Genomic DNA, 17,280 nt, shown 5'->3' on the forward strand with positions numbered 1-17,280 from the left:
CGAGGGAGCCGCGGACCGATACGCGCCATCAGTAGCAGCGCGCCGTCTAAGGAAAGCGCTGATTCCATACCCGGCAGCTTGTCGTCGCGCCCTGGAACGCCGGGGAGTTGATCCCGCAGAGCCGTGGCACGAGCCCAGATTCCGGCCGCGTCCCATGCGGAGGCACTGCCCTGCTCCGCACGAATGTCTAAGAGCGACAATGAACCAACCAGCTCCAACAGAGGCCACATCTCGGGTTCACAATCGGCCACCCGGACCCACATGCGGCACTGGTAGGGCATCAAGCTGGCGGCGGCTCGTCCTGAGAGCCGTTCAGGACGGATGAGACGTGCCGGCGCAAATCGTTTCCATAGCACGGTGCTGAGGCTGCGGAATGAAATGGGCACTATGCCGAGCCCGAGATGCTCCGCGAACGCGCAGTACTGATTCAAGAGCGGACGCGGTCACGCATCATCGTGCGCCCAGCCCAGGCTCGGATACCGCATACCAGGTACCGGCTTCAGCGTTGTAGACCAGCCAATTTCCCACGGCCTGCCCGTCGACGCTCGCCCGGTAGCTGACCCAGATCCGGTCTCCGTCCCGCGGCTCTCGGAGAGGCGGCAGGTCCTCCACAGGGCTGGCAGCCATCAGGATCCTCCTCTGCGGCGTCCGGGGCCGTCTTGGACGACAGAGTTTTGGACCCCTTTTGGTTCCGTTGCTTCGCCTGTGCTCATTCGCCATCTCCTGCTACTCGCCGCCGCCACATGCTAAGCAGGCTTACTACCATTAGGTAGCCTACCCTAGGGCAATTTCACAAAGTCTGTTCGACTATTTGAGGTGAATCTCGCCGGTCCGCCAATCAGGTGGGGCTGGCGGGTTCGATTCCTCCAACAAGACCCCGCTGGACCCGGCCCCCTTCACCGCACCCACCGACCGGCTCGCGAAGATCACCGTCCCGACCCTGGTCATGGTCGGTGGAAAAGCAGCCCCGCCATGGCCACCGTCTAAACAACAATGGCCAAAGTCACCCCCCAGTCCATGCACCCCACCCTTGGAGGGCCAGACGCACCAAGTCCAGGCCATGGCATTGGAGGCTCAAGGTCATGGGAATCGATGCCCACGGCTCCGCAACACGCGAATTGAACTCCCAATAACGCTTCCGTAACGACCTCGACTTAGTGTTGGCACAGCGAGGGGTTTAACGAAATGAACAGGCGTCGCAGGCGGTCAAGATCGAATGAGAAATCCGCAGGAGCCTTCCCGAAACATGAATCGAAGATAACGGAGTTCAGCAATGGTCGAGTCCACCGGCACGCCCGAGATGCGTGCCCGCACGAGCCGACGCGCCGGCGCTTCCCGAGCGCGGGCGAACGCACAAAACTCCTTTGCTCCGGGAGCGGTTGACCTGACGTCGCTCGGGCCGATCATGTACACCTTCATGTTCCGGAATATCGCCAGTGACGGCTTTATCTACAGCGATCCACAGGCCCCGGGGGACATTTCCCGGGACTCAAAGCCTGGTTGCATCATCGCCGCCCCGTCCTTCCCCGCCGAGACCCCCGGCATCGACGAGGACTACGTTTTCAACTGGGTGCGCGACGCGGCCATCACGGCCATGGAGGTGGCTAAGGCCGCCATGCCCACCCGCCCCGGCGGGACGGTGCAGACGCTCAACGACTACGTAACGTTCGCCGACCTCTGCCACTCCAACGCCCAGCCGACCAAGGGTCATGCCTGCTTCACCATCGCCGGCGACGCCCGCTCCTGGACCGAGCAGAACGACGGTCCGGCCCTGCAATCGATCACCCTCCTGGCCGCCTACGACCAGCTCGATCCCGACACCCAGAAGCGGGCGGTCGGGCTCGTGAACTCGAACGTGGCCTTCCTCCTCGAGGTGTACAAGGATCCCACTACGAATCTATGGGAAGAGCACACCGGGTACAGTTTCTTCGCCCGGTCCGCCCAGCTGCGTTGCTTCGAGGAGATCCAGGCCTCGTCGATTACCGGAATCGACAGGCCGGTCAGACTACAGGCCGCCATCGACTGGCTGAGCGTGGCCCTCGCAGTCCACTGGGACGGGAGCAAGTACGTGAGCATGATGGCCGACCCTGGTAACGGGGCCCAGCCATCGCCCCAAAATCCGGTCGTCAGCGGCTACGACCCGAACATCGACATCGTCCAGTCGGCCGTTTACGGCGCCATTCCCGTCACCGACACCAAGCTGCTGGCCACGGCGGCCCAGCTGCGCTCCCAATGGGAGGAAGGCGGCACCGTCTTCTACCCGATCAACAAGGCGGACAAGGAGAAGTTCGGTATCGGGCCGCTGTTCGGCCGCTACCCGGGCGACGTCTACGACGGCGACACCTCGCACCCGGTACCCGGCGGTCACCCGTGGGCCCTCTCCACGTGCAACATTGCTGAGCTGCACTACAAACTGGCCGTCGAGATCAATTCGAGCGGCAAGGTACCCGTGGACGACCTGTCCACACCCTTCTTCGCCCAGTCCGGCATCGGCGCGTCGACGGACCCGGCGACAGCAGCCGCCGCCCTGGCCGCGACCGGTGACGCCATGATGCGGGCCGTCATTTACCACAGCGACAACCTGGAGCTCTCCGAGCAGTTCGACGGCGCCACCGGCTACGAACGCAGCGTTCACAACCTCACGTGGAGCTACGCCGCCTACCTGTCCGCCATGCGAGCCCGGGCCGCGGCCGGGTGACCCTTGGCCAACCGACTCGAATCCCAACCACCGCGCCGGTCCCGGCTGCGCCTGGGACATCGCCTTGGGGGTTACGAGGGCTGCCTCGACGGTCCGTTCCCGGAGCGTCTCTCATGGACGGCTGACGGGCCTTCCTCCCAAAGCCATCGAGTCGAACCCAACTCGCCCCAACGACATCGGCATGCACCGAGTGGCCTTCTCGGTCGACGACATCGACAAGGCCCTTACACGTAGTAATCGCTTGGGGAGTGAACGTGTGTCCGGTTCTTCATTTTCGCTCTCGACCCCGATGGTAAGCCGAACGTCTTCCGGACACATGGAGGCGCCATTTAGCGCTGCGAAAACACCTCCAGCTATCGCTGCGATTCACAGTGCAAGCAGCATTCAGGGCGGTCTCATGAATGGTTGTTCGTGACGGCCGGGGTCCGCACCATCGCTGGCACGGGCAGGGGAATCCCGTCGCAACTCCTGGCAGCTAGACGCGTCGGGCGCGTCGGGCGAACGTCAGATGGATGACACCGCTGGGTGAGGGTGCTGCCTCGATGTGGAATCGTTGCTCGAGTCCTTCGAGACCGTCCCACAGTCGTTCGCCGCGCCCGAGAAGGATCGGGACAAGAACGATGTGCATCTGGTCGATCAGGTCGGCCTCGAGGAACTGGCGGATCGTGGTGACTCCGCCGCCGATTCGCACGTCGAGATCGCCGGCGAGGGCGCGTGCCTGTTCGAGCGCCTCGGCGGGTTCGGCGTCCACAAAGTGGAACGTGGTGCCGCCGTTCATGCTCAGTGGCGGGCGTGGGTGGTGGGTGAGGACGATCACCGGAGTGTGGAAGGGCGGGTTGTCGCCCCACCAGCCCTGCCACTTTTCGTCAGCCCACGGGCCGCGCTGAGGACCGAACTTATTGCGGCCCATGATCTCCACGCCGATGCCGGACGCCCATCGGCTTGCGAAGATTTCGTCGATTCCGTTGGAGCCCTCCTCTTCCCCGCCGCGGAGGCCCATCTGTTTAAAGGTGCGTGTCGGAAGAGCCCACTCGACCAGGCGCATCCCGGCATGCCCGAAAGGTGCGTCCAGCTCCTGCCCCGCACCGGTACCGAATCCGTCGAGCGAGACGGAGAAGTTGTGAACGCGGACGAGTGACATCTGGCTCCTTGGTCGTGGTCGGGCGTCGGAGGTGACGCGCCAAACGGTCAGCCTCAACCGCTTGCAGTCGGCACTTGCTGCGCTGACCGTAGCGCAGGCTGCTGGTAACCTGCAAGCAGTTCAGGGAGGTGCGTGGCGCCGGACCTGCGGCCTGCCCGTCCGATCAAAGCCACCGTAGAGGTGTTGGGTGACCGGCGGAGCCTCCTCTCCGGAGACTTCCGCCGCCTCAGGGACGACGACGCAGACTGCGACTGCAACTGAAAAACTTGCCCAGAACACCCCGCAGGCCCACGGGATCGTGGCTGCTGCGGCATCTGTCAGCCGATTACTGGTGTCCTCACGAAACTGACGTAGGCTGGCGAGATCTCGCCGGCCTGGTAAACGAAGGCCGGCCGCCGGACCCAAAGGGGCATGACATGAATGAGATTGACGCTTTGATGGATGCCGAGCGGACCCGCATCCTCGGAGTGCTGGAAGAATTGGACGACGAGCAGTGGAACGCGCCCAGCCTGTGTGCCGGCTGGCGGGTGCGGGACGTCGTCGTCCACCTGCTCATGCCCTACCACTTGACCGTGCCGCGCTTCCTGGGCAACATGGCGGCCGCCGGATTCAAGTTCGATGCGATGGCTGACCGATGGGCGAGGAAAAACAACCGTCCGACCCGGCACATCACGGAGGCCCTGCGCCAGACCGCGAAGGCCCGTTTCCGCATCCCCGGCGCCCCGCCCGAGGCGCCACTATGTCACTTGGTCATCCATGCCCAGGACATCTATCGGCCACTCGGCGTGGATCACACTATTGACGCGCGGAGTGCCAACATCGTCCTGGACCAGCTGGCCACTCCGCAGGCCCGCAGGGCACTCAAGCCAGGCCTGCTCGACGGGCTCGCTTTCGCTGCCCATGACTCCGGCTGGAACTACGGCACCGGCGCCGAAGTGATCGGAAGCGCATCAGCGCTGGTCACAACCCTCGCCGGCCGGCCGGCAGCGATCCACGAACTCACCGGCAGTGGAGCCGCCCACATCCGGCGGAGGCTGCTCCCGCCTGTACCCGGCCCCGGCGGACCCACCGGGACCTGAACTTGGGCCCAAAGGCCGCTGCTTGGTGTATTGATTGCGGTTGCCTGGGTCACGGGTCGATCCGGCGTACCTCGATCGGCCACAGCCTCGCCTCTCCCAGCTTGCCGGCAATCTCCACGGCGCGGGCCATGTCCGCACAGTCGATGATGTAGTAGCCGGCCACGATTTCCTTCGTCTCCGTGAACGGGCCGTCGGTCACGGTGCAGGTGCTGCCGTCATTTCTTACGAATTTCGCCTCTTCACCGAGCTCATGCGCCTCCACGAACTCTCCGGAGGCCCGGAGTTCCTGCTGCAACGAGGCGTGCTCCCGCGTGATGGCCTCGGTCTCGGATGCGGAGAGTGCGTTCCAGGTGTCAACGTTGTTTGGGATGAGCATGAGGTGTTTCATTTCTTCTCCTTCACGGCAGGTGCCGCGTTTCCGGTCAGACTGGGATGAGTTGAGAGCGGAGACCTCGGGCTGGTCTCGGCCAGGCGTTTGCTGAGGTAGCGGCGCTCGGCCTCTGACGGTGCGAGGTCCCGCGCCCGGCGGTATTCTCCGCTGGCCTCCGTCGTTCGGCCCAGACGGCGCAGGAGGTCAGCCTTCGCAGCGGGCAGGAGGTAGTACCCCTCGAGTGATCGGGTCCGGTCCAGCTGGTCGATGAGGACAAGGCCCGGCTTCGGTCCCTGGGACATCGCGACGGCGACGGCACGGTTGAGCTCGACGACCGGCGACGGAGAGATCCGGGCAAGGGAGCCATACAGCAGCGCGATCCGGGCGAAGTCCGTGCACCCGAAGTCTCGGGCGGTCATATGGCATGCCGCAATGGCTGCCTGGACCCGGTAGTTCCCGGGCAGGAAACCGCGTGAAACGCCCAACCGGTCGGCGTCCGCCAGCAGCGCCAGCGCCTCTGCAATCGACGCCTGATCCCATGATTTACGGTTCTGCTCCTCGAGGGTCACCAGGTCCCCTGCGGCGTCGGTTCGCGTCCTTGCCCGGGCATGGTGGAACAGCATGAGTGCCAAAAGACCCAGGGCTTCCGGCTCCTGCGGGGAACCGGTGAGCAACGCAACCAGCAACCGGTTGAGGCGAATGGCTTCCCGGACAAGGGGTGCACGGATCAGTGTGGTCCCCCCGGTGGCCGAATAGCCTTCGTTGAACATCAGATACAACACGGCCAGGACCCCGGCCGTGCGGCTGGAGATCAGCTCCGGCGGCGGCACCCGATACGGGATCCCGGCATCCCGTATCTTCGCCCGGGCCCGGACGAGCCGCTTGGACATGGTTGCTTCCGGGACGAGGAACGCGCGAGCGATCTCCCCGATCGTCAGTCCCGCGACAGTACGCAACGTCAGTGCAACCCGCGCATCGAGCGGCAGGGCGGGGTGGCAACACGTGAAAATCAGCCGCAAGCGGTTGTCCTCGGCCACCGGATTGCCGTGGTCATCATCGGACAGACCTTCCAGACAGGCGAGGATCCCAAGCTCACGGACCGCCCTCTTTTCACTGGCCGCACTCCGCAGGCAGTCAATCGCCCGGTTCCTGGCCACGGTTGTCAGCCACGCGCCGGGGTTCCTCGGAATGCCGCGAACCGGCCAGTCGACCAGGGCGCGCGAGAACGCATCCTGGACACAATCCTCCGCGAGGCTCCAGTCACCGGTCACGCGGATCAGGGTGGCGGTGATCCGGGCGGTCTCAGCGGTCGAGGCGGCCTCGATGGCGGTCCGCACTTCCGTCAACCCTGATGCCACGTCGTCCCTCCCCGATCATCGGCAACGATCACCGGACGGATGGCTAGACCCCGAGAGGCCACACTGGCCTGATCTCGATCTTGCCGAACCGTGCCATCGGGTGCTTGGATGCCACTTCGATAGCCTCATCAAGGTCGTCACAAGCGATAATGTCATAGCCGGCGATCCATTCCTTCGTCTCCGCAAACGGCCCATCCGAAACCACCACCTCGCCGCCGCGCACTGTGACGGTGGTGGCGTCCTCCACAGGACGCAGCCTGTCACCGTGACGGGCGACACCCCGCGCTTCCATCTCGGCCACCCACTCCACGATGTTGTCCTCGGCGGCCACATATTCCGGTGCCGCGGGATCGCTGCAAATGAAAAGCATGTACTCCACGATGACTCCTTCTTCTCGGTCGATACACCAGTACGACGACCGGAGTGCCGTCAAAAGGACACCCGGCGGGAAAGTCGTTGCCAGCGGCCATCCTCAAATGGCCTCGAAGGCTTCCCGGGGAGTGCGCTCCACGGCAAAGCTGATGGTGTAGTCCAACATCCCGATTCCTCATTCCCGTGTCCGCGCCCACGTTCGGGCACGATTCCTCACTGGCGCCACGAATGTGGCGGCGTTTCGTTCGAGGGGCTTCAGCCTTCGCGACCGTGCTGGATTGCTTCGGCGATTCCCTTGATGCGCTGCAGCCGGGCATCCCAGGTGGCCCCAACCGTGGACAGTTGCGCAGCCGCTCGGGCCAGCTGCGCCTGGCTCACCACGTAGACGTGCTCCCGCCCAGACGGTCTGACATGGACCATTCCGACCCGGAGAAGCATGCCCAGGTGTTTGGCAACCGCCTGCCGTGTGACCGGCAGCTGCCTGCTCAGCGTGGTTGCGGTACCGCCGCCCTCTGTCAGCAGCAGATCCAGTATTCGTCGCCGGGTCGAATCCCCCACTGCCGTCCAGAGATCGTCGTCGACGCTCAAGCTCAAGGCGCCGACACCAGCCGGGCGACGTAGGTGACGAGCCGGGGCAGGAAATAGTCCCAGCCGCGCACGTGATCGCGGTACTGCTCCTCAAGCACCGCCGTCTCCCAGCCCTTCTCCCGGAACCCCGACTCGGTGAAACGCAGCAACGTTCCCCCGCCCGAGGGGCTAAGGTCGAAAGTCACCAGAAGCGAGTTGTACGACGTCGGCGCCTCACCGTCGTCGTACACCCACCGGAAGGAAAACCGCTGGGACGGGACGGCCTCCACCACCGAAAGTCTCACGATCTTTGCCGCCGGCGTGGACCTGTCGCCAAACGAGATGACCCCGGTGGCGCCTGGCTCCGGATCGAGCTCCGCCTCATCCGGCCACCACTCCTGCAGATGTTCGGGCGTGGTGATGACCTCGTATACCACCTCGGGTACCGCTTCGATGTGGATCTCCCGCTCGATGCTGCCGTATTCCATCGCGCTCCCCTATTTCTCGCAACCTTTGGTTGCATATGACCCTACGACACGACACTGACATGCGCAACCATTAGTTGCAGATTCGGAGACCCTGGGGCGCCACCCGTCACTGCCGGGCCCCGAGCCAAAGCGATGATGGGGCTCGAAGCCGCCGGAGGGTTCGTTCTCCTGGCTCACGTGATCACCCGCGCCGTCTCCCTGCCGAATGAGGACTCCTCCCGAGGCGCGTCCCGCCGCTTGCGACCCGGACCCGAGGCGCCGGCACCGCACCTGCTCCGGCCCCTCCCCGAAAACCCCGCGTCCTGGACGGTAATCAGAAGGGAACTGTCCCGGGGGTAATTCTTCTGCCGCGCAAGTACCGGGGTGATACTGGGGTGCGTGGAGAGAATCGGAGACGGGGCCACGGATGCCCAAGTCGATGCAGTCCTTCGGGCCGCCAACGTGCTGTTGCGCGTTGTGGCGCAGTCGGTCGTCGAAGTCGAAGACGTCGTTACCAGCCCCCAACTACGGGTGCGTGTTTTGATAGCCACGCGCGGGCCGCAGAATCCCGGCGCGGTCGCCACGCACCTGGGGGTTCATCCCTCCAATTCCACGCGCATCTGCGACCGGCTGGTAAACGCCGTGGTCATGGGCCGGGCGCCGGAGGAGTTGCGTGGAGTTGCGGCGATGGGCCTGAACGCGTTTGCGGCGGCTGACGGTGGCGAAGGCATCGAAGACGGCCGGTTCACTGCCGATCTCCACAACTGACTCTCACTGGTTTCGGGATCGCCATCAATTCCCGGAGGAAGACTATTCGAACGCCCCCGCCGTGAAGACCAACGCCGGGGCTGCGGTACGCCCCAGGCGGGGGGCCGCCTCCGCGCGACTCCAAGCGATGGCCAGCCGGGCTGCGGCAAGGGTGCGCCCAGTAGCAGCCCGCGCATGACCGCGCCAGGCAGAAATCATAAGCAAGCTGTTATTTGCGCTGAAGCAAGTTATTCTGAACGAACAGAACATACCAGCCCCCCCCGTTTGATCCCGGAAGAAGTGAACGCAGGTGGAATCCTTACCGCTGACCGTGGTGCTACTGATCTTTGCTGGGGCCGCGGCCGCTATCTGGGTGGCCGGCATCCACCTGTCGCGCCAGACCGACGTCCTCGACGTGAGGCTGCACCTCGGATCCGCCCTGGGCGGTCTCATACTGTTGGCCGTGGCGACAAATCTGCCGGAGATCGCGATCACCGTGAGCGCCGCCTCGTCCGGGAACATCAGCGTCGCCGTGGGAAACATCCTCGGCGGAATCGCGATCCAAACGGTCGTGCTTGTCATCCTGGACGTCTTCGGCACCAAAGGGGCAGAACCCCTGAGCTACCGGGCGGCCTCCCTGTCCCTCGTCATCGAGGCCATCACGGTCATTGGGGTCCTCGGCGTCGTGATCGCCGGCAGCCAGATGCCGGGTTCCCTGGTCGCGTTCCGCCTCACCCCTGCTGCTGTGTTGATCCCGCTAATCTGGGGGCTCGGCCTGGTCCTGGTCAAACGCTCGCAGAAGTCCCTGCCGTGGCATGAACAGGGACACGCCCCTGACAGCCAAGGCGAACCCCGCGGACATGCCAAAACCCACACAGCACAAGACGGGAAGACCCCGAGCACGGCCCGCTCAGTCACCATCTTCGTGATCGCCGCCACCGTCACGCTCGCCGCCGGAGTGCTACTGGAGCGCAGCGGAGATGCGATCGCCGGGCACATCGGTCTTTCCGGCGTCCTTTTCGGCGCCACTTTCCTGGCCTTGGCGACCTCTCTGCCGGAAATCTCCACCGGGCTGGCATCGGTGAAACAGGGCAACTACAAACTCGCATTCAGCGACATCTTCGGCGGCAACGCATTCCTGCCCGTCCTCTTCCTCGTCGCCGTCCTGATCTCCGGGAAACCCGTGCTGCCCCAGGCCCACGCAACCGACATCTACCTCACCGCCCTAGCCATCCTGCTCACCCTGACCTATATGCTCGGGCTGATCTTCCGACCCCGGCAGAAGATCCTTGGCATGGGAACGGACTCCCTCATCGTTCTCGTCCTTTACCTGCTCGGCATCGGCGGTCTCTTCGCAGTCGCCTCGACAGGATAGACCCGACCGTACAGCCGGGAGGCATGGTGAACGATCCGGACCGGGATATAGAGGATGCTCAGGCCGTGGGCGAGGAGCATTGCGATCAGCAGGACGTGGCTAAAGCCGTGGCCGAGGACGGCGGTCGCTGCTACCCTGTTCTGAGGCCGTGCCAGAGAACGAGGAGGTGGTACCCGTGAACGTATCGACGTGGGTGCTCCTCTTGGGGGTCAGGGTCGGGCGATAGGGTCGTCCGGGAGCGCCGTTCAACGAGCACTCCCGAAAGGCACGACCATGCATTTTACTTCCGAACAGCACCTCGATGACGGCGTCCTCGAACGCGAATTCACGCTCGATGGAATTCCCGGCATCCTGTGGACACCTCCATCGTCACCAGCGCCGCTCATCCTTCTCGGCCACCCCGGCGGACTGCGCAAGATGCATCCCCGGCTCGCGGGGCGGGCTCGGCACTCCGCGGCGAACGGCTTCGCCGCGGCCACTATCGAACTCCCCGGGAGCGGTGACCGGGTCCGGTCTGCCGCCGCCGAACAGGCCCGCGACGATCTACACCGAGCGATGGCGGCCGGAGAGCCGCTCGACGAGATCGTCGACCGGCTGATCCTCCCGCTGGTCGAAAAAGCGGTCCCCGAATGGCAGACCACCCTGGACGCACTCCTTTCACTGCCCGACATTAGCGGCCCGGTCGGATTCTCGGGCGGGGTGATCGCCATCGGTATCCGGCTGGCACTGGTGGAACCGCGCATCGAAGCCGCCGGTCTCTTCGCCGGGAGCTTTGTGCCCCGCGCTATGTTCGACCAGGCCCGTCAGATCACCATTCCACTGCACGTCCTGTTGCAGTGGGACGACGAGGGGAACGACCGGCAACTGGCACTGGACCTATTCGACGCCTTCGGCTCCCAGGAGAAGACGCTGTACGCCAGCATGGGCGGGCACACCGGCGTCCCCAACTTCGCGGGCGACGACGCCGCCAGGTTCTTCGTCCGTCACCTTAAGTGAGGCCGGGCCTGGGCTGCCGCTCGTCTTGTACAGCTCCCCGGACCATCGGCCGTCATCTAGTCGATAGCTATTCAAGAGCGTTGTAGCGTTAGTTGGCGAAGGCCCGCCTGTCCCCCATTAGGCGGGCCTTCGTTGCGGCCTTTCAGCGCTGCCTTCAGGTACGGAAACAAAGTATCGCGGCTAATGCCAAATTCACGTGCCAGCCCGGTTTTCTCGCCGGCGGCTGCAACCAAGTCAAAGTGCGAAGCGTCAGCGCCATCCTGACAGCATGGGGCTTCTGTTGAGATCACCAAATGATCCCAAGCCATATGCGCCGACCGAGACCTCCCCGGCGTTCACCATGGCATCCCAGCAGAAGATGGCAACATGGGGACATGACTCCTGCTCACGGTTTTGCCGACTTCTTCCGGCGTCCCCAGCCCATCACACCCAAGGCCGGTCAGGAGTCTGCGTGGGACTACCCGCGGCCGCCAAGGGTCGAGCCGCGGTCCGAGCACGTTATCGTGCGCCTTGGCGGGCAGGTGATTGCCGATACCACCGAGGCAGTGCGGGTCCTGGAGACGAGTCATCCGCCTGTCTACTACCTGCCATTGGACTCATTCCCTGCCGGTGTACTCGTGCCCGTGGAGGGCGCCACCTTCTGCGAGTTCAAAGGGCAAGCGCACTACTTCGACGTCGTCGCCGGCGGAGTCCTCGTGCACCGCGCCGGGTGGACTTACCCTGAACCCGCCCGGGGGTTCGAGGCGCTCCGGAACAGGGTGGCCCTCTACCCTGGTCAGATGGACTCCTGCGAGGTCAACGGCGAGCAGGTGACCTTCCAGGCGGGTGACTTCTATGGCGGATGGATCACCACACGGATCGTTGGTCCGTTCAAGGGTGGCCCGGGCACGGCCGGGTGGTGAGCAGATCGCTCGTGCGCGCGTTCAAGCCTTGGCCCGATGTTGCCTCCGGCGGCTCCGTAAATGGTCCTCCTTCCCTCCAATGATCTGGGACTGCTCAGCGACGGATACTCGATGAAGGAAAGGCGGACGGCGGAAACATTCCTCAAGCCTTCTCCAACCTGACTCCGGTCGGGGCTGGGGACGCCCTAAACGGCGAAGACCGCGGCTCAGCCTGCAAATAAACCAATGAAAGCGACGCCTCACTCCGGAGCCACCGAACCGCCTGGGTGATGACGTTGCGGCAATCTGCGCTGGAATCGACGGCGGCAATCAGCGCAGTTGCCTGAATACCCCCAGGGGTATAATATTCCCACATGGCAACCATCGACATTTCTGAAGCGACTTTCAACGACACCATCACTGGCAACGACATTGTGCTGGTGGACTTCTGGGCGGCCTGGTGCGGCCCCTGCCGGATGTTCGCCCCCACGTTCAGCAAAGCCTCCGAGACCCACCCGGGCGTCGTCTTCGCGAAGGTGGACACTGAGGCGGAGCCTGGGCTCTCCGCCGCCGCCCGCATCACCTCCATTCCCACCCTCATGGCCTTCCGCGAGGGCATTCTTGTCTTTTCCCAGCCCGGGGCGATGAACGCCACCGCGCTGGAGCAGCTGATCACCGGCATCAAGGGCTTGGACATGGAAGAGGTCCGGGCGAAAGTGGCCGCCGCTGCGTCCTAGAAACACACCGGACCCAAATCAGAACCCCGGGTCCCTGCACCCCAAGCTACGGATCGAGAAGAACATGAGCAGCGAAGCAGCCATCCCGGCCTCTGCCAGCACCAAGCCGGCCCATCCCCCGGCGCCCGGCGCCAGCCAGCCGGTCCACGTCGCACACCGGGGCGGTGACCGCTTCGACATCAATGTCCGCGGCCACCTCATCAGGACCGACCAGCCGGTCAGCGACGGAGGGGAGGACACCGGCCCCACCCCCACGGAACTGTTCATTGCCAGCCTCGCGGCCTGTGTCGCGTTCTACGCCCGCCGCTACCTGGACCGGCACGGCCTGCCCACCGAAGGCTTGGCCGCGGCAGCGGAATTCAGCATGGGCTCACGCCCCGCCCGCGTCGCCCGGATCGAGGTGCGCCTCACGATCCCCGACGGCGTGCCCGCGGAACGGCGCGAGGCGCTGCTTGCCGTCGCCTCTCACTGCACCGTGCACAACTCGCTCATAACAACCCCCGAGATATCGGTGGCCTTCGCCGACGCCGCGGATAACTAATCGCCAGACGTAAAGGCCCGAGGCTGAGGCTGCGGGCGTCATTCACGCCTTGCGTCATTCAAGCCTTGCGCAGCGGCGATAGCGCCCTAGGCAGCAACCGACTGGCGCCGAAGGAAAACCATCCCAGGCCCGGCAATCGAGCCGGCTGGTACACAACCATGACAGCAGACCCTGTTGGATCAAGGCATCAGTCAGGTCGCGGGGATCGTCGCAGCAGGTTCGCCGGCGAACTTCGCCAAGGTGTGCCCGCTGGCCGCGCGGCTTCAGCCCGGCTCACAGTCCCCTGTAATACGTCCCCGGAGTGCGGGGACGTGTCGCAGGGCAGGTGCTGACCCGCCGGGTCAGGCGCAGGTGCAGCGCCGTTCCACCGGAACGTCGGCCATCACGGATTCGACATGCTCGCCGCAGCCGGCCCAGGTGATCTTTCCACAGTTATTGCAACGGACGGGACTGCACATTATGACTCCTCAGGTAGGTTCGTACATGGTAAACAATACCCCCCGGGGTATTGTCCCGCCAAGCCCCCCAACCCTGCTGCATACCCCTATGGGTATCTGAGAGACTGTCAGGATGGCACCACCCCGGTCCACAGAACCACGGGCCGCCGCATCCCTGACCAGCCCCACCGGCGGCGTCCCGCCTCAACGCAAAGTGGTCTCCGTTCTCGTCGGGGGCCAGATCCTCGGTGGCATCGGAATGGGGGCCACATTGTCCCTCGGCTCCCTGCTCGCCGCCCAGCTTTCCGGGTCTACGGCATGGTCCGGCATGGCCGCCACCATGAGCACGCTCGGGGCTGCGGTCGCTGCCGTGCCCCTCGCGAGGCTCGCCGTCGCCCGGGGACGCCGGATATCGCTGTCCACGGGGGCGCTCATCGCCGGAACCGGGGCCGTCATTGCCATCGCGTCGGCGCCATTCAGGGCATCTCGGACCTCAGCATGAATGCCGCAGGCGCCCTCGGCGGGGCCTTGGCGGGCCCGGTTCTTGCCTCAATGGGGTATTCCGGACTGCGTTTCCTCGCCATGGCCCTGGTGGCCGTCGTCGTCATCTGGACCGCACTGCACGCCCGCCGCACATCGGTGCCCCCGGAACCCGTGGACAGCTAGGACCAGACATGGATACGGACAACCGGGTCGAGGAATTGGTGGGGAACGACAGTGGGCGGGCAAAGGCCGGAGCATGGCATCGGCTGAGCGGTAACTTCCGTGTGCTGCGAAGCTGGCGGCCGGTCCGAAGAGCCGGCGCAGGCATCGCCGCCGCTGCTGCCGCCGCTGTTGTCGTGTCCATGAACGGCATGATGAGCCAAATCGGTGCCGTGTGGTGGAATGCCGTCATTGTCGCAGCCGGCTCGGTACTGGCCGGCCTGATAGTCGGCAGCTACCTCGGCGCACCGATCGGAGTCGAAGCTACTGTTTGCGACACGCGCTGGCCCATGATCGGCCTTACCGGACTGGTGATCGCAACATCCACGGGCCAAGGGACCCTTGCAGCCCATCTGTTCACCGGCGCCGCCCCCATTGTTCTGGCCGGAGTGATCCAGTCTGCCTTCGCTTTCCTCTCACTGGCCCTTCTGGCATGGGCGCTGCAGGAGCGTCTCCAACTCGAGCGGACAGCCCTAACGGCCTCCACCGGAAGGGACGCCGGCGATGGGTGCACGAGCTGCCGCCCGCTCTTTCCCACCAAACCGGGCACATCGAGATGACCTTCCACCTGATGCAGCGGGCATCAAAGGCGGATGTAGGCCCACCCTTCCCACTGCCGCGTCGCCAAGTGAGGTGCCCTGGTTGCGGGTGGCCGGGCCTGCAAGGACGCCTGCGACTTAGTGGCCACCGAGCGCAGCCTCTGATCTGCTTGGCTCAACGCTTATACCCGCCGTCGAATCCACAGCGCCCTGGGAGGAGGACCACCCAACGGGAGCGGTAACCATCCTGCCCGCTGAGTGCCCCCTCGGCTGGTTGTTTCCGGTCCCGCGGTGCCGCGGTTCTTTCCTCGTCCGGAGGGTTTTCGCCGCACGAGGAAGGCAGGAATGAGAAAAATGAGGAGGAGCGGAATCAGGAATGTCAAGGCGAGAAGAACCGCACCGGCCGGGTCTATGGCGTTCTGGATGACGGAGGCGCCGGTGGCGTCCGTCCCGGGGAGCACTCCGTCGCGGGTCTGGTGGCAGCCGCCGGGGCTCAGTACACAGGCCAAGGTTCCGGCGGGGGTACCCGTGTCCGGGTTTGTGGTTCCTGCCTGGAGGACATACGCGCCCGCCGCCACTGAGGCGGTGTCAGTGAGCTCGTAGTCGTCGGTCGTGATTGTGCCTGGACTATCCAGCTTCAAGCCCATGCTGATCGCGGAGGTACCGGCCGGGGCCGGCGGCGAGGTCCAGGTGGCCTGGGTCCATGCGGTGGCCGCGGGCGCCTGGGGGCTGATGGTCCAGTAGTTCCAGGTGCCCAGGCCGGTGCGGTAGAACAGCTCGAACCGGGTGGGCACGGAGGATTGATACCATGCCTTCATCGTGTAGGTGTGTCCCGGGACGGCGTGCGGTGCGCACTCGCCCAGGTCCAGGGTGGGCAGGAGCTTGCCGTCACCTCCGGTGTAAGGGGTAACGATCATCTGTTCCGCCGCCACCCCGGTATGTCCCGGGGACACGGTGGTGAAGGTGCGGGTGTTGATCCCGTATCCGCGGGCTGCCCAGCACTGCGGCGGCCCTGCAGCGGCGGGTCCGGCGGTTTCCAGACCCGGGTTCTTGATGAGGTTCCCTGTGGTCACCGGTGCCGGCGCGGCCGGCCCTGCAACCACGGGCTGTACCGCACCCCCGATCACCTGATCCACCGTCTTGACCGATACCGACCCGGAGCCCTGTTCGGCGGCAAGCCAGGACACGAACTGCGCGTGGATGTCCGTGGAGACGGTCAGGGGATCGACGACGCCCGTATTCGGGTCGGTTCCTGATCCGATGTGGTGGAACGCGATCTGCACCCACCCGCCGCCCGGGGCCGCATTCGTGACAAGGTTCTGCAGGTCCGCCAGGGACCAGGTGTTGTCCGCCTCATCCGGGGCCCGGGTCAGCCAGGGATCGGCCGGGGGAATGCTCTCGGCGAACCCCCGGCCAGCCGTTTCGGCGGCCTTCCGTTGAAGTGCTCCCAGGCCGCGGGCACTGTTGAATCCGCAGTCCTTCACCATCTGCTCCACGGCCGGTGTCACCGACGCGAACGGGTAGGCGAAACTTGTGACCCTGAATCCCATGGTGGTCAGGTTCACCCGGTCACCGCAGACCTGGCGCTTGACCTCTTCGGCACCCATTTGGGCCAAGTCCGGGTGCGTCACGCTTTGCCCGCCGATTTCGTTCCCTGCCGCCTGGAGCGCCAGCGCCTGGGCCTTGCTCATGTGCCCGGCCGCATCCAGATAGCCCGACGGGGTAAAGAACGTGCCCCTCAAACCGGCCGCGTTCAGGATCTGTGCAGCTGGAACCTGGTCGGCGTTCGCATCGTCATAGGTAAGCGTAATGACCGGCGGAGTACCGGCTTCGGCGGGTCCGGCAGAGACGGCGCCCCCGATGAGGCTGGTCACCAGGGCCGCCACGCCGCCGGCGGCGCCCCATTTAGTGCGCGCCGTCGCTGTTGCCCGAACGTGCGGGCCAGGGTGCGTCCGCCCCCGAAAGAGGGTGCGGTGATTCATGAGTGTCATGTCTGCATCCCATAGTCCGGCCCCGAGGCGACCAGTTACACACAGGCTCCACCCTGCATCCTCGTTCCAAGGAAACCCTCAGCCGCCTTGAATATTCTGTTTCACAGTGCGACGAGTCGCCTTGATGCTTCGGGCCTCCCCCTCGCCCAAACAAAAGCATCAAGCTCTCACCAGCCCCACTTTCGGATACTAATCCGCGCGCACCCCAAGGGTCGTGAGTGTTCACTACGGGACTGTTACCCGGTAACCGGGGAACAGACACTCGGGGACTACCTGATTATG

The 17,280-nt window shown here is 64.9% G+C and carries 19 protein-coding genes and 1 pseudogene; 12 read left to right on the top strand and 8 right to left on the bottom strand.

The features are described from left to right. Positions 1–450 precede the first annotated feature (450 nt). Positions 451–627 carry a hypothetical protein gene (locus tag ACP4XC_RS12975; protein ID WP_427170241.1) on the bottom strand — a complete coding sequence of 59 codons (177 nt, stop codon included), beginning with the start codon at positions 625–627 and terminating at the stop codon, positions 451–453. 646 nt (positions 628–1,273) lie between these two features. Here ACP4XC_RS12975 and ACP4XC_RS12980 point away from each other — a divergent pair. After that, complete coding sequence (locus tag ACP4XC_RS12980) at positions 1,274–2,698, top strand: glycoside hydrolase family 15 protein (protein ID WP_427170244.1); 1,425 nt, start codon at positions 1,274–1,276, stop codon at positions 2,696–2,698. Positions 2,699–2,834: 136 nt separating this feature from the next. Then, positions 2,835–2,963: pseudogene (locus tag ACP4XC_RS12985) on the top strand (VOC family protein); the annotation flags it as partial. A 210-nt stretch (positions 2,964–3,173) separates the two neighbouring features. On the opposite strand, the gene ACP4XC_RS12990 reads toward ACP4XC_RS12985, so the two are convergent. Next, positions 3,174–3,839 (bottom strand): dihydrofolate reductase family protein, encoded by a 666-nt coding sequence (locus tag ACP4XC_RS12990; RefSeq protein WP_427170246.1) that lies wholly within the window; start codon positions 3,837–3,839, stop codon positions 3,174–3,176. Between the two features lie 416 nt (positions 3,840–4,255). Between ACP4XC_RS12990 and ACP4XC_RS12995 the strand changes: the two genes are divergently transcribed. Next, entirely contained in the window at positions 4,256–4,918 is a 663-nt protein-coding gene (locus ACP4XC_RS12995; RefSeq protein WP_427170248.1) for a maleylpyruvate isomerase family mycothiol-dependent enzyme, read from the top strand. A gap of 49 nt (positions 4,919–4,967) precedes the next feature. On the opposite strand, the gene ACP4XC_RS13000 is transcribed toward ACP4XC_RS12995, so the two are convergent. The 5 genes from ACP4XC_RS13000 to ACP4XC_RS13020 all read right to left on the bottom strand — a co-directional run bounded on the left by ACP4XC_RS13000 (position 4,968) and on the right by ACP4XC_RS13020 (position 8,073). Continuing rightward, the gene (locus ACP4XC_RS13000) at positions 4,968–5,306 is read right to left on the bottom strand and encodes a YciI family protein (RefSeq protein ID WP_427170250.1); all 339 of its coding nucleotides are present in this window, start codon (positions 5,304–5,306) and stop codon (positions 4,968–4,970) included. Beyond that, complete coding sequence (locus tag ACP4XC_RS13005) at positions 5,303–6,646, bottom strand: RNA polymerase sigma factor (RefSeq protein WP_427170252.1); 1,344 nt, start codon at positions 6,644–6,646, stop codon at positions 5,303–5,305. Before ACP4XC_RS13005 ends, ACP4XC_RS13000 begins: the two co-directional genes overlap by 4 nt. 43 nt (positions 6,647–6,689) lie before the next feature. Beyond that, positions 6,690–7,016, bottom strand: coding sequence for a YciI family protein (locus ACP4XC_RS13010; protein WP_427175106.1), 327 nt, complete (start codon positions 7,014–7,016; stop codon positions 6,690–6,692). 257 nt (positions 7,017–7,273) lie between these two features. Next, complete coding sequence (locus tag ACP4XC_RS13015; RefSeq protein WP_427170254.1) at positions 7,274–7,606, bottom strand: ArsR/SmtB family transcription factor; 333 nt, start codon at positions 7,604–7,606, stop codon at positions 7,274–7,276. Between the two features lie 2 nt (positions 7,607–7,608). After that, positions 7,609–8,073: an SRPBCC family protein gene (locus ACP4XC_RS13020; RefSeq protein WP_427170256.1), complete on the bottom strand. Its 465-nt coding sequence runs from the start codon at positions 8,071–8,073 to the stop codon at positions 7,609–7,611. A gap of 378 nt (positions 8,074–8,451) precedes the next feature. Here ACP4XC_RS13020 and ACP4XC_RS13025 point away from each other — a divergent pair, with 378 nt between their 5' ends. The 9 genes from ACP4XC_RS13025 to ACP4XC_RS13065 all read left to right on the top strand — a co-directional run bounded on the left by ACP4XC_RS13025 (position 8,452) and on the right by ACP4XC_RS13065 (position 15,028). Beyond that, entirely contained in the window at positions 8,452–8,820 is a 369-nt protein-coding gene (locus ACP4XC_RS13025; protein ID WP_427170258.1) for a hypothetical protein, read from the top strand. A gap of 289 nt (positions 8,821–9,109) precedes the next feature. Beyond that, positions 9,110–10,174 (top strand): sodium:calcium antiporter, encoded by a 1,065-nt coding sequence (locus ACP4XC_RS13030; RefSeq protein WP_427170260.1) that lies wholly within the window; start codon positions 9,110–9,112, stop codon positions 10,172–10,174. Between the two features lie 273 nt (positions 10,175–10,447). Further along, entirely contained in the window at positions 10,448–11,170 is a 723-nt protein-coding gene (locus ACP4XC_RS13035) for an alpha/beta hydrolase (protein WP_427170262.1), read from the top strand. 374 nt (positions 11,171–11,544) lie between these two features. Next, complete coding sequence (locus ACP4XC_RS13040; protein ID WP_427170264.1) at positions 11,545–12,072, top strand: DUF427 domain-containing protein; 528 nt, start codon at positions 11,545–11,547, stop codon at positions 12,070–12,072. 353 nt (positions 12,073–12,425) lie between these two features. Beyond that, on the top strand, positions 12,426–12,788 hold the full coding sequence (gene trxA, locus ACP4XC_RS13045; protein WP_427170266.1) for a thioredoxin: 363 nt from the start codon (positions 12,426–12,428) through the stop codon (positions 12,786–12,788). A 64-nt stretch (positions 12,789–12,852) separates the two neighbouring features. Next, the gene (locus ACP4XC_RS13050; RefSeq protein ID WP_427170268.1) at positions 12,853–13,329 is read left to right on the top strand and encodes an OsmC family protein; all 477 of its coding nucleotides are present in this window, start codon (positions 12,853–12,855) and stop codon (positions 13,327–13,329) included. A gap of 570 nt (positions 13,330–13,899) precedes the next feature. Further along, positions 13,900–14,268: a hypothetical protein gene (locus ACP4XC_RS13055; protein ID WP_427170270.1), complete on the top strand. Its 369-nt coding sequence runs from the start codon at positions 13,900–13,902 to the stop codon at positions 14,266–14,268. Beyond that, a complete protein-coding gene (locus tag ACP4XC_RS13060) occupies positions 14,265–14,432 on the top strand; it encodes a hypothetical protein (protein ID WP_427170272.1) in 168 nt (55 codons plus the stop codon). Before ACP4XC_RS13055 ends, ACP4XC_RS13060 begins: the two co-directional genes overlap by 4 nt. An 8-nt stretch (positions 14,433–14,440) precedes the next feature. Then, positions 14,441–15,028 carry a hypothetical protein gene (locus tag ACP4XC_RS13065; RefSeq protein ID WP_427170274.1) on the top strand — a complete coding sequence of 196 codons (588 nt, stop codon included), beginning with the start codon at positions 14,441–14,443 and terminating at the stop codon, positions 15,026–15,028. 161 nt (positions 15,029–15,189) lie between these two features. Here the strand turns inward: ACP4XC_RS13065 and ACP4XC_RS13070 are convergent, their stop codons facing one another. Then, positions 15,190–16,998 (bottom strand): polysaccharide deacetylase family protein, encoded by a 1,809-nt coding sequence (locus ACP4XC_RS13070; RefSeq protein ID WP_427170276.1) that lies wholly within the window; start codon positions 16,996–16,998, stop codon positions 15,190–15,192. Positions 16,999–17,280: the final 282 nt, after the last annotated feature.

Source organism: Arthrobacter sp. 92, from assembly GCF_050260325.1.
GTDB lineage: Bacteria > Actinomycetota > Actinomycetes > Actinomycetales > Micrococcaceae > Arthrobacter.

Bases quoted from the DNA above. Each gene is read 5' to 3' on its own strand.
- ACP4XC_RS12975 (WP_427170241.1), bottom strand. From the start codon at position 627: ATGGCTGCCAGCCCTGTGGAGGACCTGCCGCCTCTCCGAGAGCCGCGG.
- ACP4XC_RS12980 (WP_427170244.1), top strand. From the start codon at position 1,274: ATGGTCGAGTCCACCGGCACGCCCGAGATGCGTGCCCGCACGAGCCGA.
- ACP4XC_RS12990 (WP_427170246.1), bottom strand. From the start codon at position 3,839: ATGTCACTCGTCCGCGTTCACAACTTCTCCGTCTCGCTCGACGGATTC.
- ACP4XC_RS12995 (WP_427170248.1), top strand. From the start codon at position 4,256: ATGAATGAGATTGACGCTTTGATGGATGCCGAGCGGACCCGCATCCTC.
- ACP4XC_RS13000 (WP_427170250.1), bottom strand. From the start codon at position 5,306: ATGAAACACCTCATGCTCATCCCAAACAACGTTGACACCTGGAACGCA.
- ACP4XC_RS13010 (WP_427175106.1), bottom strand. From the start codon at position 7,016: ATGCTTTTCATTTGCAGCGATCCCGCGGCACCGGAATATGTGGCCGCC.
- ACP4XC_RS13020 (WP_427170256.1), bottom strand. From the start codon at position 8,073: ATGGAATACGGCAGCATCGAGCGGGAGATCCACATCGAAGCGGTACCC.
- ACP4XC_RS13035 (WP_427170262.1), top strand. From the start codon at position 10,448: ATGCATTTTACTTCCGAACAGCACCTCGATGACGGCGTCCTCGAACGC.
- ACP4XC_RS13040 (WP_427170264.1), top strand. From the start codon at position 11,545: ATGACTCCTGCTCACGGTTTTGCCGACTTCTTCCGGCGTCCCCAGCCC.
- trxA (WP_427170266.1), top strand. From the start codon at position 12,426: ATGGCAACCATCGACATTTCTGAAGCGACTTTCAACGACACCATCACT.
- ACP4XC_RS13050 (WP_427170268.1), top strand. From the start codon at position 12,853: ATGAGCAGCGAAGCAGCCATCCCGGCCTCTGCCAGCACCAAGCCGGCC.
- ACP4XC_RS13055 (WP_427170270.1), top strand. From the start codon at position 13,900: ATGGCACCACCCCGGTCCACAGAACCACGGGCCGCCGCATCCCTGACC.
- ACP4XC_RS13060 (WP_427170272.1), top strand. From the start codon at position 14,265: ATGAATGCCGCAGGCGCCCTCGGCGGGGCCTTGGCGGGCCCGGTTCTT.
- ACP4XC_RS13065 (WP_427170274.1), top strand. From the start codon at position 14,441: ATGGATACGGACAACCGGGTCGAGGAATTGGTGGGGAACGACAGTGGG.
- ACP4XC_RS13070 (WP_427170276.1), bottom strand. From the start codon at position 16,998: ATGACACTCATGAATCACCGCACCCTCTTTCGGGGGCGGACGCACCCT.